Origin of the sequence: Bradyrhizobium sp. AC87j1, from assembly GCF_002936975.1 — a bacterium.
GTDB lineage: Bacteria > Pseudomonadota > Alphaproteobacteria > Rhizobiales > Xanthobacteraceae > Bradyrhizobium > Bradyrhizobium shewense.
The window spans coordinates 90,582-106,191 of sequence record NZ_PTFE01000013.1 but is presented as its reverse complement, the minus strand read 5'-3'; the positions used below and the strand labels follow the sequence as shown (position 1 = coordinate 106,191).

The following is a 15,610-nucleotide window of genomic DNA, read 5'->3' as shown; positions in this document are numbered from 1 at the left end:
CGTGCAACTGTTCAGGTTGGTAATGGAACGGGCGGGAGACCGAGCCGGCTCACGGCGTCAAGCGCCAAGGACCCAACGGCTTCCCGCCCAACCCCATCCTGACAGACTTCCAAGACACAGGGACCCAGAAGGCGGCACGCGACGCAGCGAGTTGGGCCGCGGCTCGGCAGCGCGTCGCTGAAGGGCGCTGCGCTGCGTCCGGGGCACGAGAGCGCGTTCCCCGCCCCCTTGAAGTCACTGCTGCAATGCACGATCTTGGGCAACGATGGCATCATCCGAAATCACGCTCGAGGCCGTACCTTCGATTGGCGAGGTATCCCCGGAGGACTGGGACGCCTGTGCCAATCCCGGCAAATGCAGCGGGCTTGGCACGGGAACCTCATCCCGACTTCCAGGCGATTCCCTCGGCCTCTCAAAACCTGCCTATAACCCGTTCGTCTCACACGCCTTTCTCTCGGCCGTTGAGAAATCGGGTTCGGCGACAATCCGCACCGGCTGGGGACCGCGGCATCTCGTGGCCAAGGTCGACGGCCGCGTCGCCGGTGTCGTGCCCTGCTATCTGAAATCGCATTCGCAGGGCGAGTACGTCTTCGACCGCGGCTGGGCGGACGCCTATGAGCGCGCCGGCGGGCGCTACTATCCGAAGCTCCAGGTCTCGGTTCCCTTCACCCCTGCCACAGGCCCGCGGCTACTGGTCCGCGACGGCGTCGATCACGAGCGCATCATGGACGCACTGGCGAGCGGGCTGGTGGCGCTGTGCGGCGTCAGCAAGGCCTCCTCGGTGCATGTCACCTTCGCGCGCGAGGCGGAATGGAAGCTGCTCGCCGAGCACGGCTTCCTGCAGCGCACCGACCAGCAGTTCCATTGGCACAATGAGGGCTTTGCGAACTTCGACGATTTCCTCAGTACCCTGAACTCGCGCCACCGCAAATCGATCAAGCGCGAGCGGCGCGATGCGCTGCCCGCCGGCATCACCATCCACTGGCTGACGGGCAAGGACATCACCGAGGATGCCTGGGACGCCTTCTTCGCATTCTACATGGAGACCGGCTCGCGCAAATGGGGCCGTCCCTATCTGACGCGCGAGTTCTTCTCGCTGATCGGCGAGACCATGAGCGAGGACGTGCTGTTGGTGATGGTCCGCCGCAACAATCGCTGGATTGCGGGCGCGATCAACTTCATCGGCTCGGACACGCTGTTCGGCCGCAACTGGGGCGCGGTCGAGCATCATCCGTTCCTGCATTTCGAGGTCTGCTATTACCAGGCGATCGACTTCGCCATCAAACGCGGCCTCACGCATGTCGAGGCCGGCGCGCAAGGCGAGCACAAGATCGCGCGCGGCTACCTGCCACGCACCACCCATTCCGCGCACTTCATCGCCGATCCCGGCCTGCGCCGCGCGATCGATGATTACCTCAAGCGCGAGCGCGCCTATGTCGCCGAGGCCGGACGGGAGCTTGCCGAGCTCGGCCCGTTCCGGAAAGGCGCCGACGAGGCGCCTTGACGGTTTGCCGCGGCTGGTGACAGTAAGCGCAAAATCTCTAGGGAGCCGTCATGACCGCCTACGACACCAACAACATCTTCGCGAAGATCCTGCGCAGCGAGCTGCCCTGCTCCAAGGTCTACGAGGACGAGCACGTCTTCGCGTTCCTCGACATCATGCCGCGCGTGCCTGGCCACACGCTGGTGATCCCGAAGTCCCCTGCCCGCAACATCCTCGACATCAAACCCGACGATTACGCCCATGTCGCCCGTGGCGCGCACAAGATCGCAGCCGCCGCAATGAAGGCCTTCAAGGCCGACGGCATCACCATCCAGCAGTTCAACGAGCCCGCCGGCGGACAAGTGGTGTTTCACCTGCATATGCACGTGATGCCGCGCCACGACGGCGTGGCGATGCTGCCGCCCGCCAGCCGCAAGGAAGAGGCCAAGGTGCTGGAAGAGCATGCGGCGAAGCTGATCGCGGCGCTGAAGAGCTGATTGTCATTCCGGGGCGTGTCCCCTTGGTGCGAGCCCGGAATCCATTTCACCACCGACTCTGACGCCTGATGGATTCCGGGCTCGCGCCTTCGGCGCGCCCCGGAATGACAGATTACTCCGTCTCGAAATCCCCTGGCTGGGGCGCCGCCAATGGCGTGAACTCGCACCGATCTGGCTTGATGTCGATCAGCGGCGTGTTGTCGAGGCAATCGAGGCCGCGCACCAGGATCGCATTACCCTCGATGCCGACCAGCTTCACGATCGACGTGCCGATCGGATTGGGACGCACCGGCGAGCGCAGCGAGAAGGTGCCGCGGGTCTTCTCGTTGTTCTTCGGGCTCTGCAGGATGATGTCGCGGCGCGATTGGTCGAGCCAGTAAAGCACTTCGAGATTGCTGTAGAAATCAACGCCCTTGATGGCCGGCACGAACGGCTCGAAGATCTCGAGCCGGCAGATCGGGCCATCCTGACGTCCCTGCCGCGGTGTCTCCATCCGCGAGGTCCAGGGCGTGCGGATGCGGCCGATGAAGACCAGGCCGGCATCCTGCGCGGGCGGCAGGTCGATGGCGACCTCGCCCTCACGGAGCTCGTTTTTGCGAACCATATTTCCAGTTCCTTGCTGTCGGGCAGCGTTTTAGCCCAACCACCAGGTGCCGGCCAGCATGAAGACTTCGCCGGTCACGACGCCCGCAAAGATCGAGCGGCGGGTCAGCAGGAACACGACGAGGCCGGCGGCCACCGCGCCGTAGCGCAAGGTATCAGGCACGCTGGCGAGCGCGCCCGGCGGCTCGACCACGATCTGCGCGATGACACCGGCGAGGATCGCGGTCGCGACCGCCCGCACCCAGACCAGCAGCTCGGAGCCTTCGTCGATGCCGCCGCCGAACCACAGGCCCAGCATGCGCCAGATCTGGTTGGGAACGACGCCGGCGACGAACAGCACCGCCAGCGCATGCCAGTCGCCGATGGCCTGCGCAAAACTCATGCGCGCACCTCGCGCCACCAATGCACGCCATAGGCGATCGTGCCGGCCACCACCCCGCTGACCAGGATATCGACGCCGGAGTTCATCTTCGCGGCCAGCGGATACAGCAAGATGCCCAGCACCAGCGCGACGACGTCGGCGACCTCGCGGCTGTTGCGCGCAGTCGAGAACAGGAAGGACAGCGGCGTCAGCAGCAGGATCGCCGCTCCGAGCGTTTGCGTCAGGTTGGCGGCGAGGAAATAGCCCACCGTGTTGGCGACCAGGCACACCGAGACGAGGCCACAGCCGAGCCCGTGAACGAAGGCGATGCGCCGCTCACGCGGCACCTGCGGCAGGAAACGGTGGCACTCGACCCACAGCGTCACCGCGGTGAGATGCGCGGCAAAGACCAGCTCACGCCGTTTGGTCATCGGCGTGCGCATCAGCGGCAGCACCGAGACCACCATCGGGAACAGCCTGATGGCGCTGACGGTGACTGCAATCGCCGACTGGATGACGGTGGCGCCGGAGCCGAGTGTGGTGATCAGGATGATCTGTGCCGGCCCTGCCCACACGAACAGCGTCGAGGCGAGCGCCCAGACCAGGCTGAAATGGGTGTCATGAGCCAGCGCGCCGATGCCGAGATAGGTCACGAACAGCACGATGGTGAGGATCGTCTGCGTGATCGAGCGCAGCCCCCAGCCGAAGGCACGCCAGGGACTATTCCATTGCGGTGAATCGAGCGGAGGAAGCGCCACGGAGTTTTGGCCGGGTTGCGGAATCGTGCCCGCATAACGGGTGACGCGGCGGCTCGCGTCAAGGAAACACGTGGCGGGGCTGGCATGCGCGCCGACGAGGCCCCCTACCCGCTCACACCCCTGTTCTTCAGCACGAAGCACGCGCCGCCTGCCTTCCTGATCCGGTTACAGAGATCATCCGCCTCGCTGCGCGTGTCGGCGCCGATGCGTACCTGGTAGAACGCGCGGGTGCCGCGGCTGCGCATCACCGATGACAGCAGGCTCGGATCACGCTCGCCGATCGCGGCACCGAGCCGCGTGGCGGCGCGGGAGTACATCGCCAGCGCCCTGTTACGGTCGAAGCCGGCGGCGAGCTGCACGCCCCAGGCCTTTGCCGCCGCAAGCTCGACATGCTGCTCGAGCTCGGCGACGAAAGCATTCGGCGCGCGCTTCAGCAGCGCCATCAGGTCGCGACAGCTCGTCGGCGGCGCGCTCGGCGGGCCCTTGCCGGTCGCTCCTGCCTTGGCCCAGGCATCGACGCTCGTGCCGGTGATAGCCAAGACATAGTTGCGGGTCTGCTCCGGCATGCCGCCGGTGCCGGCGAGCCATTCCTGCACGCGCCGCGGACCTGCGTTGTAGGCAGCGGCCGCAAGGCCGAGATTGCCGAACTGATTGCGCAGCTCGTTGAGGAATTCCGCCGACTTCGGCAATGCCTGCACCGGGTTGAACGGATTGAGCAGCCCGCGCTCGCTTGCGGTGCCCGGCATGAACTGCGCGATCCCCTGAGCGTGCTCGCCACTGCGTGTGGTGGGGCCTACCGCATCGGCCTGGAAGCGGCTTTCCTGCCAGATCACCCGGGCGAAAAATTCCAGCGGGAGATTGGCATCGCGCGCGGCGGCCTCGATGATCAGGCAGATCGACTCCCGCGTGTCACTCTCGCGCGCCGAATCGGGCGATGGCGACGGTTTTGCGGGGGCTTCGGGGCCGAGCTGCGTGGGAGGAACCGGTGCGTCCTCGGCCAGCGCCGATGTGCAGACGAACGCTGCCACGAGCAACTGCCAGATCAGCTTCTGGACCCCACCAAGCTGCATTTCGCTCCAAGCCCTTGAACTCGGGCCCCAAGCCAACTAGCAACGGCCGGAATAATCAACGCTGAGCTCGGCCAAAATGCGGACAATCTATTTTGATCTCGACGGCACACTCACCGATCCAAAGCCCGGGATCACCGGTTCGATCCAGTATGCCCTGAAAAAACTCGACCAGCCGGTCCCGAGCCAGGACGAGCTGACCTGGTGCATTGGGCCGCCGCTGCATGCCAGCCTGAAGAGGCTCGTCGGAACCGACGAACTTGCTGACCGGGCGCTGCTACTCTACCGCGAGCGGTTTTCCGAGGTCGGCCTGTTCGAGAATGCGCTCTATCAGGGCATCCACGACACGCTCGCCGCGGTGGCCGCAACGACGCCGCGCATGTTCGTGGCGACCAGCAAGCCCGCGGTCTACGCTACCCGCATCGTCGATCATTTCGGCCTGAAGCCGTACTTCGAGCGCGTGTTCGGCTCCGAGCTCGACGGCACCCGCGTCGACAAGCGCGATCTGCTGCGCTACGCGCTCGACGAGACCAAGGTCGATGCCGGCAGCGCAATCATGATCGGCGACCGCAGCCACGATGTGATCGGCGCCCGCACCAACGGCATGACCGCGATCGGCGTGCTCTATGGCTATGGCAGCGAGACCGAGCTCAGGGACGCCGGCGCGCATCACATCTGCGCCGCGCATCCCGAGCTGCTTGGTCATTGCGTGGGCTAGGCGCTGACGGCCTCCACCGCCGTCAACATGCCGGTCTTGGGATGGCAGTTCAGATATTCGAAGAACTGCTCGTCCGCAGCTGCCACCGTGACCTCGTGATAGAGCCGCAGCTTGGCTGACGGGCCGAGCGTCGACAGATACTTCATCGCGGCACCAAAGATCCGGACATGGGTCGGATGCGACTCCGCCCAGCGTTCGAGCGCCGCCAGACTCTTCCACCAGCTCTGGCCGTAGGACTTTTCGCTCACGCTGCCATCGGCCTGGAGCACCTGCATGTAGCGGTTGGCATAGCAGCCGATCGCAAGACCCTCGTCGCGCAGGAAATCCATGCCTTCGCGCAACACCGGCTCGACGTCGCCGAGATAGAGCTTTCGCTCGGATGCCTCGGTATCGCTCCAGTCGTGCCCGGAACGGATCAGGCAGAGATTATCGTGCGCCCTCACGCGTCGCCGCGCGCCGTCGCGGACCAGTTCCGGCGCGCCGCCGGGCGTCATCGCGTCGGTTTGCGACAGCGGGATACGGTCGCGCATGCCGCCCCAATAAGCGTGCTCCTGCACCTCGCCGCTCATGCCGCCGGCGATGGCCGCGACACCTTCGGTCCGATCGGGCGAGGAGAACAGCGTCTCGTGTCGCGCCACAATGGGACGCAGCACCTCGATGAAGGTGCCGACGCCCTCGCGCTGTCTCCCGGTCCATGCCGCGCGTGCCGGTTCGAGCCAGGCGTCGAAGCGTACAATGTCGTCCCAATAGGCGACCGAGACGATGGTCTCATAGCCGGCCTGGTCGATATAGCGCGCGCGATCCCAATGCAAAGGCCCGCTTTCGGCCGAAAAACGCTCCGCGATCTCAAGGAACGCCTCCGTTGCGGCCGCCGGCGCCGCGCCACGAAACTGCACGCCGAAATAAGCCATCACGACGCGGCTCACGCCGGGCCTGTAGCGCGCCACGAACGACGGATATGGCGGCTGGTAATCATCAGGCACGCGCTTGTGGCGCGTGCGCTGAGTCTCGAGATGCTGAGGAATTGCAGATTCCATGATCGTACCCTCCCCTCGATCTCGGTGATCAGCTCGCCGCCGCGGCAATGTCGGCGGGCTCGACGGTGTCCACCGGCAACGCAAATTGCTCGACGCGTTGGTACCGCTTCTTGTTGAGCAGCAGCCGCGTCACGTCGGGCCGCGAATAATGCCCGGCCGGATCTGCCGCGTTCTTGGCAACACCGATGGCGCCGAGATCGATCTCGGCGATCAATAGCCCCTCCTGATCCGGCGCGAGCTTCTCGCCGATCTGGCTGCCGTCGGGACCGTAGATCGCGGCAAAGCCGCCGCCGGCATGCAGCAGCGCGTGCTTGTCCGGCCGGTCACAGAGCTCATCGATCATCGCTTGCGAGACCGTCGCGCAAGGCGCCAGCACGAAGCAGGAGCCCTCCACCGCATAGACACGCGAGGCGGCGTTGTTGACCTCGGCGCCAAGCGCCGGCGCGAAGGGATCGTAGAGCGAGAAGCTCGGCCAGGCCGCGACGTGCACCTGCTCGTTCTGGGCGTACATCGCGTATTTGGACAGCGGCTGGAGATGCTCCCAGCAGCACAGCGCGCCGAGACGGCCGATGTCGGCCCTCGCATGCACGGCGAGATCGCTGCCGTCGCCCTCGCCGTAGACGGTACGCTCGGCATGGGTCGGCCGCAGCTTGCGGCGCTTGGCGATGGTCTCGCCATCGGGCCCGATCAGCCATTGCGCCAGATAGAGACTGCCGCCGTCGCGTTCGGACAGGCCGATCACGGCGGTGAGCCTGGCTTTCCGCACTTCGTCGCGCAGCCGCTCGGCCTGCGGGCTGTCATAGGACAGCGAATTGTCGAAATAGCGCTGCACGAAGCCGCGGCCGATCGCCCAGGCCGGCGAGTCCATCCAGATGTGCCAGGGGTAGCCGGGGATGAAGGCCTCGGGAAAGGCGATCAGCCTGGCGCCCTTTTCCGCGGCCTCCCTGATCAGCGCGATCGACTTGTCGATCGAGGCGTCGAGATCGAGCCAGGCCGGCGCCGCCTGCACCACCGCCACCTTGTATTTCGGATGTTCGATGCCCATTGCCGCCTCCATTGCCGGTTGATCGGAAGCCATCTCCGATGCAGTCTATTGGGCCAAAGCGGGCAACCGGCCGCTCGACCGCGGCGGAACAAAAACTCGACCGGCCGGGATTTCGGCCCGGTACGGGATTTGCCTCGGATCGGCTTGGATCTGCGCCAACATGCGATTTCGCTGGATGTGAAAGGGAGGCCTGCCGATGCCAATCCAGTTCACGACGGACGGCAGCCCGGGCTACCGGCGGCTCGCCCTCTGGCAGGACATCGTCTGCGACGTCTTCGTCGGGCTCGACTGCAAGTCCGATCTCGGCAGCGCCTTTCGCGGCTCGGTGACGCAAGCCGCGCTCGGCAAGGCGGTGTGCTCCGAGGTCTGCTCCGATCGCCAGCATGTGTTCCGCACGCCCTCCCGCATCGCGCGCTCGGATCAGGATTTCGTCCTGGTGGCGCTCGGTCATCGGGGCGACGGCGGCGTGGTGCAGGACGGCCGCGAGACCGTGGTTCATCCCGGCGAATTCGCGCTCTACGACACCACCCGCCCCTATGAGCTGAAGTTCAACGACGCTTTCACGCAGACCATCTTCAAGGTACCGCGCGAAATGTTGCAGCGCCGGCTCGGCGGCACGGAGACGCTGACCGCGATGTCGTTCGGCACTGAGGCACCGCTCGAGCGGCTCGCCTATGATTTCATCTTCCGGCTTTGCCAGAGCGCCGACCGGCTCGCCCCTGGCAACGCCGCTGTTCTGTCGGAACAGGCCGTCGATCTGCTCGCGATGGCGCTGAGCGAGGGGCTCGGCAAGACGTCGCTGCCATCCTCGACCCACCGCTCCGCGCTGATCTACCGGCTCAAGGCGCACGTCCGCGCGCACCTCGCCGACCCCGACCTTTCATTGTCGGAGACCGCGGCCGCGCTCGGCATTTCGCCGCGCTACGTGAACGACCTTCTCGCCGACGAGGAGACCTCGTTCCAGCGTTACGTCCTCGCCGAGCGCCTTGCGCAGTGCCGGCGCGACCTCGTCTCGCCCATGCTCGTCCATCGCCACATCAGCGAGATCGCCTTCGCCTGGGGTTTCAACGACCTCTCGCATTTCGGCCGGGTCTTCCGCGAGCACTTCGGGATGTCGCCGCGCGATTTCAGGCAGAGCCAGCTGCGGCACTGAGCAGCCATCTTCGTAAGCCTTCGTCCTGGCCGAAGGCAACGCTCGCCAATTCCAGATTGTCTTGCGTTGCGGCGTGGATCAGGCTGCCACGCATGAGGACTCAGGCCACGATAAGCGGAACGGAGCTGTTGCTGAGCGTCATCGCGATCCGTCTCGCCGTGCTGGTCGTGGTGGGATGGGGTTTGACTCTCCTGCCGCAGCAGACGCGCAATCGTGAGTTCGGCTGCGCTACCCCATCCCAGGCAAAGGACGAGGCGAAACTATCGGCGAAGATCGTCGGCCCGCGCATCGTTGATACCGCGTTCGATGACATGCTTCGGCACGATTAGGGCGTCCGAGCAAGGCCGGTATGTGAGCGCGTGATAGGACAAGGCGTCCGCTTGCGCTAACCTCAGTGCCACGGCGACAACGATCAATCAGCGGCCAGCCGAGGAGCATATCGATGGAATACCGACGCTTGGGCCGGTCAGGCCTCATGGTGCCCGCTTTGAGCCTTGGCACCGGCACCTTCGGCGGCGTCGGCCGCCTTGCCGCGTGGGGCACGACCGACGCGACCGAGGCGCGGCGCCTGCTGGATATCTGCCTCGAGGCCGGCGTGTCGATGTTCGACACCGCGGACGTCTATTCGCTCGGCGAGTCCGAGCGCGTTCTCGGCGAAGCCATCAAGGGTCGCCGCGACAAGGTGCTGGTCTCGACCAAGGCCACGTTTCGCTTCGGCGATGGCCCCAACGACATCGGCTCGTCACGTCAGCATCTGCTCGCAGCCATCGAGGGTTCGCTGAGCCGGCTCGGCACCGACTACATCGACCTGTTCCAGCTCCACGGCTTCGACGCCTTCACCCCGCCCGAGGAGGTGCTCGCGACCCTCGATACGCTCGTGCGCGCCGGCAAGATCCGCTATGTCGGCGTTTCGAATTTCTCGGGCTGGCACCTGATGAAGTCGCTCGCCGTCGCCGACAAGCACGGTTTTCCGCGCTACGTCGCCAACCAGACCTATTATTCGCTGATCGGGCGCGATTACGAATGGGAGTTGATGCCGCTCGGCCTCGACCAGGGGTTGGGTGCCGTGGTCTGGTCGCCGCTCGGATGGGGACGCCTCACCGGCAAGCTTCGCCGAGGTCAGCCGAAGCCCGAGGTGAGCCGCCTGCCCAAGACCGCCGAGTTCGGACCGCCGGTGCCGGACGAGCATGTCTATCGTGTCATCGATGCCATCGACGAGGTCGCGAAGGAAACCGGCAAGAGCGTCTCGCAGATCGCGCTGAACTGGCTGCTGCAGCGCCCGACCGTATCGACGCTGATCATCGGCGCGCGCAACGAGACGCAGCTGCGTGAAAATCTCGGCGCGGTCGGCTGGTCCTTGACCAAGGACCAGATCGCCAAGCTCGACGCCGCGAGCAAGGTGACGCTGCCATACCCCTATTGGCACCAGCGCACGACCTTTACCGACCGCAATCCGCCGGCGGTGTAGCGCAAGAATCTTTGTGTGTGCCGAGCCGCCACGAGTGCTTCCGTTGGGGGAACTGCGGAAAGCCTGACGGGTTGCCGTCAATCCGGCAATTTCCTAATCCGGAGATGAAACACGGCTCGAATCAAGCGCGCCTCCATCATGTCGTCCGCCCCCATCGAGCACGCCGACGGCCTGCCGCAGCCGCAGCGCAACCAGGCTGTGCTGACCATTGCGCTGGGCATCATCATGGCGGTGGTCGACAGCGCCATCGCCAATGTCGCGCTGCCGACGATCGCGGCCGACCTCGACGCAAGTCCAGCCTTCTCGATCTGGATCGTCAACGGCTACCAGCTCGCGATCACGATCTCGCTGCTGCCGCTGGCTTCGCTCGGCGAGATCGTCGGCTATCGCCGCGTCTATCTGGTCGGGCTGGTGCTGTTCACGCTGGCATCCGCCTTCTGCGCGCTGGCGCATACGCTGCCGCTGCTCACGCTCGCGCGCATCCTCCAGGGCTTTGGCGCGGCCGGCATCATGAGCGTCAACGCGGCGCTGGTGCGCTTCACCTACCCGCGCAGCCAGCTCGGCCGCGGCATCGGGCTCAACGCGCTCGTCGTCGCCTTCTCGGCTGCCATCGGCCCGACGCTCGCCGCAGGCATCCTGGCGGTCGGAAGCTGGCCGTGGCTGTTCGCCATCAACGTGCCGCTCGGCGCGGTGACGCTGGTGCTGGGCCTGCGCAGCCTGCCGCACACAAAGCCCGCCAGCCATTCGTTCGACTGGCAGAGCGCGGGGCTTTCGGCGATCACCTTCGGCGTCGGGATCGCGGCCGTCGACAGCGTCGGTCATGGCGAGGCCGCGGTCACCTGCCTGATCCAGTTCGCCATCGCTCTCGTCGCAGGCGCGCTGCTGATCTGGCGCGAAACCCACATGACCTCGCCGCTGCTGCCGCTCGACCTGTTGCGTATCCCCGTGTTCGCGCTGTCCATTGCGACCTCGATCGCCTCGTTCTGCGGGCAGATGCTGGCCTTCGTCGCGATCCCCTTCTACCTCCAGAGCCGCTTCGGCTATTCGGCGGTGCATATGGGCCTCCTGATCACGCCATGGCCGATCGCAGTGGCCTTCGCGGCGCCCCTCGCCGGCCGCCTGGTCGAGCGTTATCCGGCCGGCCTGCTCGGCGGCATCGGCCTCACGCTGTTCGCCTGCGGCCTCGCCGCGCTCGCCTTCCTGCCGGCAGCGCCTACGGCGCTCGACGTGATCTGGCGCATGGCGCTGGCCGGCGCCGGGTTCGGCCTGTTCCAGACCCCCAACAACCGCACCATGATCGCAGCCGCCCCGCGCGAGCGCGCCGGCGGCGCCAGCGGCATGCTGGGCACGGCGCGCCTGCTCGGCCAGACCACTGGCGCCGCGCTGGTGGCGCTGTTGCTCGGACGGTATCCGGTTGAGGGGACCAGGCTGGCACTGCTCGTGGGCGTCGGGTTTGCACTCTGCGGCGCGGTGCTGAGCATGTTGCGGCTGTCTCCGGTTGGCGCGCGCGGCGCCGAACAGGTCCGCGTGCAGGACGATCAGCGCCTGCGGGGCGACTGACAGAGCCCCACGTGCAGGTACGGGCCATTCCCGTGCACAACCCCTGCGTGGCTTAACTATCAGGACCAATGACCTATTGCCCTCGCGCTCCGGTTGCGCTTCATTGGCGTGGGGAATAAGGGGCATTTCATGCGTTTAGTGGGAATTGTGGCGCTCAGCGTCATGCTGGGCGGTTGCGCGTCTGTGACACGCGGCACGACCGAAAATATCAGCATCTCATCGACACCGTCAGGCGTGGAAGCCATGGTCTCCGGGCTCGAAGTGCCCACCACCTGCACCACACCCTGCGCCATCGTCGCCAAGCGTAACGCCGACATCACGATCACCTTCGAGAAGGAAGGCTATCAATCCCAGACGGTGCAGCTCACCAAGGAAGTTTCAGGCACCGGGGCCACCGGCTTCGCCGGCAACCTCTTGCTCGGCGGCGTCGTCGGGATGGGAGTCGACGCCGCAACGGGGGCGGCCACCGATCACAAGCCCAATCCGGTCATCGTCACGATGCAGCCGTCGGTCCGCGCGCGGCCGGCCGCGCCGAAGAAGCCACGGCCTCCTGTGGCGGCGCCCGCGCCTGAAGCAGGGACGTAACGGGTCACGCACAACCTCACAAACAAAAAGGCCGGCTTTTCAGCCGGCCTTTTCAATTCATGGCGTGCCGATCAAGCCTTGACCAGCGGGCCCTTGGAGGTCGGCCCCTTCGAGCCGCCGGGGCCGCCCGGCTTGGACTTGCCCGGCGGGCGCTTGCGGGTGCCCGGGAGCTTCTCCTGCTTCGGCGTGACCGGCCCCTCGACGAATTCGAAGCCGATCTTGTCCTTGGTCTCGTCAGCCTCGTCCTTGACCAGGATGACGCGGACGTGGCCGCCGCCCTTCAGCTTGCCGAACAGCACCTCGTCAGCCAACGGCTTCTTGATGTGCTCCTGGATCACGCGGGCCATGGGACGTGCGCCCATCTGCTCGTCGTAACCGTGCTGGACCAGCCAGGCCTTGGCGGGCTCGGACAGCTCGATGGTGACGTCGCGGTCGCCGAGCTGGGCTTCGAGCTGAAGCACGAACTTCTCGACCACGGTGCCGATCACCTCGACGCTGAGATGGCCGAACGAGACGATGGCATCGAGACGGTTGCGGAATTCCGGCGCGAACTGCCGGTTGATCGCCTCGTGGTCGTCGCCTTCCCGCTTGGAGCGCGTGAAGCCGAACGCCTGCTTGGCGAGATCGGAAGCACCCGCGTTCGTGGTCATGATCAGGATCACGTTGCGGAAATTGACCTGCTTGCCGTTGTGGTCGGTGAGCCGGCCGTGATCCATGATCTGCAGCAGCACGTTGTAGAGATCGGGATGCGCCTTCTCGATTTCGTCGAGCAGCACCACGCAATGCGGATGCTGGTCGACGCCGTCGGTGAGCAGGCCGCCCTGGTCGAAGCCGACATAGCCGGGAGGCGCGCCGATCAGGCGAGATACGGTGTGCCGCTCCATGTATTCGGACATGTCGAAGCGTAACAGCTCGACGCCGAGGCTTGCCGCGAGCTGCTTTGCAACCTCGGTCTTGCCGACGCCGGTCGGACCCGAGAATAGGTAGCAGCCGATCGGCTTCTCCGGCTCACGCAAGCCTGCGCGCGCCAGCTTGATCGATGCCGCAAGCGACTCGATCGCCTTGTCCTGACCGAACACGGTGCGCTTTAGCGTCTGCTCGAGATGCTTGAGCACCTCGGCATCATCCTTCGACACGCTCTTCGGCGGGATCCGCGCCATCGAGGCGATCGTGGTCTCGATCTCCTTGATGCCGATGGTCTTCTTGCGCTTGTTCTCGGCGACCAGCATCTGCGCCGCACCGGACTCGTCGATCACGTCGATCGCTTTGTCCGGCAGCTTGCGGTCGTGGATGTAGCGTGAGGAGAGCTGAACCGCGGCCTCGATCGCCTCGTTGGTGTACTTCAGCCGGTGGTAGTCCTCGAAGTACGGCTTGAGACCCTTGAGGATCGCAATGGCGTCCTCGACCGTCGGCTCGTTGATGTCGATCTTCTGGAAGCGCCGCACCAGCGCGCGGTCCTTCTCGAAGTGCTGACGGTATTCCTTGTAGGTGGTCGAGCCCATGCAGCGGATGGTGCCCGAGGCCAGCGCCGGCTTGAGCAGGTTCGAGGCATCCATCGCCCCGCCCGACGTCGCGCCCGCACCGATCACGGTGTGGATCTCGTCGATGAACAGGATGGCGTTGGGATGCGCCTCGAGCTCCTTCAGCACTTGCTTCAGGCGCTCTTCGAAGTCGCCGCGATAGCGCGTGCCTGCGAGCAGTGTGCCCATGTCGAGCGAGAACACCGTGGCAGCCGCCAGAACTTCCGGCACCTCGCTGTCGACGATGCGTTTGGCGAGGCCCTCCGCGATCGCGGTCTTGCCGACGCCGGCTTCGCCGACGAACAGCGGGTTGTTTTTCTGCCGGCGGCACAGCACCTGGATCGCACGGTTGATTTCGGAATTGCGTCCGATCACCGGATCGATCTTGCCGTCGCGCGCCTTCTTGTTGAGGTTGACGCAATAGGTCTCGAGCGCCTCGCCCTTCTTCTTGGCGTCCTCGGCGCCCTTGGTCTCGGTCTCCTCGTCGACGCCGCGCACCGGCCGCGCCTCGGAGACGCCAGGCCGCTTGGCAATGCCGTGACTGATATAGTTGACCGCGTCATAGCGCGTCATGTCCTGCTCCTGCAGGAAATACGCGGCGTGGCTCTCGCGCTCGGCGAAGATCGCGATCAGCACGTTGGCACCGGTCACCTCTTCACGACCGGAGGATTGTACGTGAATCACGGCGCGCTGGATCACGCGCTGGAAGCCGGCGGTCGGCTTGGCGTCGTCGGCGCCATCGGTGACCAGATTCTCGAACTCGGTCTCAAGATAATTAACCAGGCTCGTGCGGAGCTTGTCGAGATCGACACTACAGGCGCGCATCACGGCGGCTGCATCGGAGTCGTCGATCAGGGAGAGCAACAGATGCTCGAGCGTCGCGTATTGGTGATGACGCTCGTTTGCGATCGCCAGTGCACGATGCAGGGATTGTTCAAGGCTTTGGGAAAAAGTCGGCATTCGCGTCCTCTATGGCCCCCACCATCATGGTCGTGATCGCCCGGTCAGGCAACAACAACCTTTGTCACATATAGTTATACAAGACCGCGGCGAAAGACCGGTTCCGCGACTCTGGCGGCGACACACCCGCGGTATTTTCGATGCAAAACCCGTTCCGATTTGGGCAGACTACCCATTTGGGCAGGGTTGACGCCGGCGCCGAAGTTCACCGGATCATGCAGCAGGATGCGCTGCCATCACACACCACACGAGCAGAACCACTCTAAAGAACGGGACCGGCGACTACTTCTTTTCCATCACGCATTGCAGCGGATGCTGGTGCTTGCGGGCGAAATCCATCACCTGCGTCACCTTGGTCTCGGCGATCTCGTAAGTGAACACGCCGCACTCCCCGATGCCATGATGATGGACGTGCAACATGATCTTGGTCGCGGCCTCGATGTCCTTGTTGAAGAACTTCTCCAGCACGTGGACGACGAACTCCATCGGCGTGTAGTCGTCGTTCAGGATCAGCACGCGGTAGAGGTTCGGCCGTTTGGTCTTGGGCTTGACCTTGGTGATGACCGAAGTGTTCGGACCCGAGGGGTTGCCCGAACGGTTCTCGTCATTGCTCATGCGAGGAGCGTAGGCAGCGGCTGGCGCGGACAGTTCGAGTCTGGAAGTCAATTGCGGCATGGCTCAGGCGTTCAAATTCCCCATGGAAGCGAATGGCGGTCGCCGCGCGACCCCGCCCTTCGGAGCCTGGCGCAGGCGCGCCGCCTTGTTGGATCGCCGCTCCCGACAATCCGGTCCAAG

The 15,610-nt window shown here is 65.2% G+C and carries 16 protein-coding genes; 8 read left to right on the top strand and 8 right to left on the bottom strand.

The annotated features are described in order from the left end of the window. Positions 1–265: 265 nt before the first annotated feature. Both CV770_RS10300 and CV770_RS10295 read left to right on the top strand, forming a co-directional pair. Entirely contained in the window at positions 266–1,504 is a 1,239-nt protein-coding gene (locus tag CV770_RS10300; RefSeq protein ID WP_104462235.1) for a GNAT family N-acetyltransferase, read from the top strand. A gap of 50 nt (positions 1,505–1,554) precedes the next feature. Beyond that, complete coding sequence (locus tag CV770_RS10295) at positions 1,555–1,980, top strand: HIT domain-containing protein (protein ID WP_091956999.1); 426 nt, start codon at positions 1,555–1,557, stop codon at positions 1,978–1,980. 112 nt (positions 1,981–2,092) lie between these two features. Here CV770_RS10295 and tsaA read toward each other — a convergent pair whose 3' ends face one another. The 4 genes from tsaA to CV770_RS10275 all read right to left on the bottom strand — a co-directional run bounded on the left by tsaA (position 2,093) and on the right by CV770_RS10275 (position 4,772). After that, on the bottom strand, positions 2,093–2,584 hold the full coding sequence (tsaA, locus tag CV770_RS10290) for a tRNA (N6-threonylcarbamoyladenosine(37)-N6)-methyltransferase TrmO (protein ID WP_091957000.1): 492 nt from the start codon (positions 2,582–2,584) through the stop codon (positions 2,093–2,095). 30 nt (positions 2,585–2,614) lie between these two features. After that, positions 2,615–2,965: an AzlD domain-containing protein gene (locus tag CV770_RS10285; RefSeq protein ID WP_104462234.1), complete on the bottom strand. Its 351-nt coding sequence runs from the start codon at positions 2,963–2,965 to the stop codon at positions 2,615–2,617. Then, positions 2,962–3,702, bottom strand: a complete 741-nt coding sequence (locus tag CV770_RS10280; protein WP_104462233.1) for an AzlC family ABC transporter permease — start codon at positions 3,700–3,702, stop codon at positions 2,962–2,964. The genes CV770_RS10285 and CV770_RS10280 overlap by 4 nt, the downstream gene beginning before the upstream one ends. A 104-nt stretch (positions 3,703–3,806) precedes the next feature. Continuing rightward, complete coding sequence (locus CV770_RS10275; RefSeq protein ID WP_104462232.1) at positions 3,807–4,772, bottom strand: lytic transglycosylase domain-containing protein; 966 nt, start codon at positions 4,770–4,772, stop codon at positions 3,807–3,809. A 76-nt stretch (positions 4,773–4,848) separates the two neighbouring features. Here CV770_RS10275 and CV770_RS10270 point away from each other — a divergent pair, with 76 nt between their 5' ends. Beyond that, positions 4,849–5,487: an HAD family hydrolase gene (locus CV770_RS10270; protein ID WP_104462231.1), complete on the top strand. Its 639-nt coding sequence runs from the start codon at positions 4,849–4,851 to the stop codon at positions 5,485–5,487. Here CV770_RS10270 and CV770_RS10265 read toward each other — a convergent pair. After that, complete coding sequence (locus CV770_RS10265; RefSeq protein ID WP_104462230.1) at positions 5,484–6,524, bottom strand: phenylacetaldoxime dehydratase family protein; 1,041 nt, start codon at positions 6,522–6,524, stop codon at positions 5,484–5,486. The genes CV770_RS10270 and CV770_RS10265 overlap by 4 nt on opposite strands. Before the next feature lie 28 nt (positions 6,525–6,552). After that, the gene (locus tag CV770_RS10260) at positions 6,553–7,569 is read right to left on the bottom strand and encodes a carbon-nitrogen hydrolase family protein (RefSeq protein WP_104462238.1); all 1,017 of its coding nucleotides are present in this window, start codon (positions 7,567–7,569) and stop codon (positions 6,553–6,555) included. Positions 7,570–7,765: 196 nt separating this feature from the next. On the opposite strand from CV770_RS10260, the gene CV770_RS10255 reads away from it, so the two are divergent. The 5 genes from CV770_RS10255 (at position 7,766) to CV770_RS10235 (ending at position 12,335) form a co-directional block, all read left to right on the top strand. Further along, positions 7,766–8,722, top strand: a complete 957-nt coding sequence (locus tag CV770_RS10255; RefSeq protein ID WP_104462229.1) for an AraC-like ligand-binding domain-containing protein — start codon at positions 7,766–7,768, stop codon at positions 8,720–8,722. Positions 8,723–8,850: 128 nt separating this feature from the next. After that, positions 8,851–9,051: a hypothetical protein gene (locus CV770_RS10250; protein WP_245453715.1), complete on the top strand. Its 201-nt coding sequence runs from the start codon at positions 8,851–8,853 to the stop codon at positions 9,049–9,051. Positions 9,052–9,164: 113 nt separating this feature from the next. Continuing rightward, complete coding sequence (locus CV770_RS10245; RefSeq protein ID WP_201759783.1) at positions 9,165–10,190, top strand: aldo/keto reductase; 1,026 nt, start codon at positions 9,165–9,167, stop codon at positions 10,188–10,190. Between the two features lie 138 nt (positions 10,191–10,328). Further along, entirely contained in the window at positions 10,329–11,750 is a 1,422-nt protein-coding gene (locus CV770_RS10240; protein WP_104462226.1) for an MFS transporter, read from the top strand. A 129-nt stretch (positions 11,751–11,879) separates the two neighbouring features. Then, complete coding sequence (locus tag CV770_RS10235; RefSeq protein ID WP_104462225.1) at positions 11,880–12,335, top strand: PEGA domain-containing protein; 456 nt, start codon at positions 11,880–11,882, stop codon at positions 12,333–12,335. A gap of 71 nt (positions 12,336–12,406) precedes the next feature. Here CV770_RS10235 and clpA read toward each other — a convergent pair whose 3' ends face one another. Continuing rightward, entirely contained in the window at positions 12,407–14,815 is a 2,409-nt protein-coding gene (gene clpA / locus CV770_RS10230) for an ATP-dependent Clp protease ATP-binding subunit ClpA (protein ID WP_104462224.1), read from the bottom strand. A gap of 282 nt (positions 14,816–15,097) precedes the next feature. Continuing rightward, positions 15,098–15,430, bottom strand: a complete 333-nt coding sequence (gene clpS, locus CV770_RS10225; RefSeq protein WP_026202494.1) for an ATP-dependent Clp protease adapter ClpS — start codon at positions 15,428–15,430, stop codon at positions 15,098–15,100. Between the last annotated feature and the right edge of the window lie 180 nt (positions 15,431–15,610).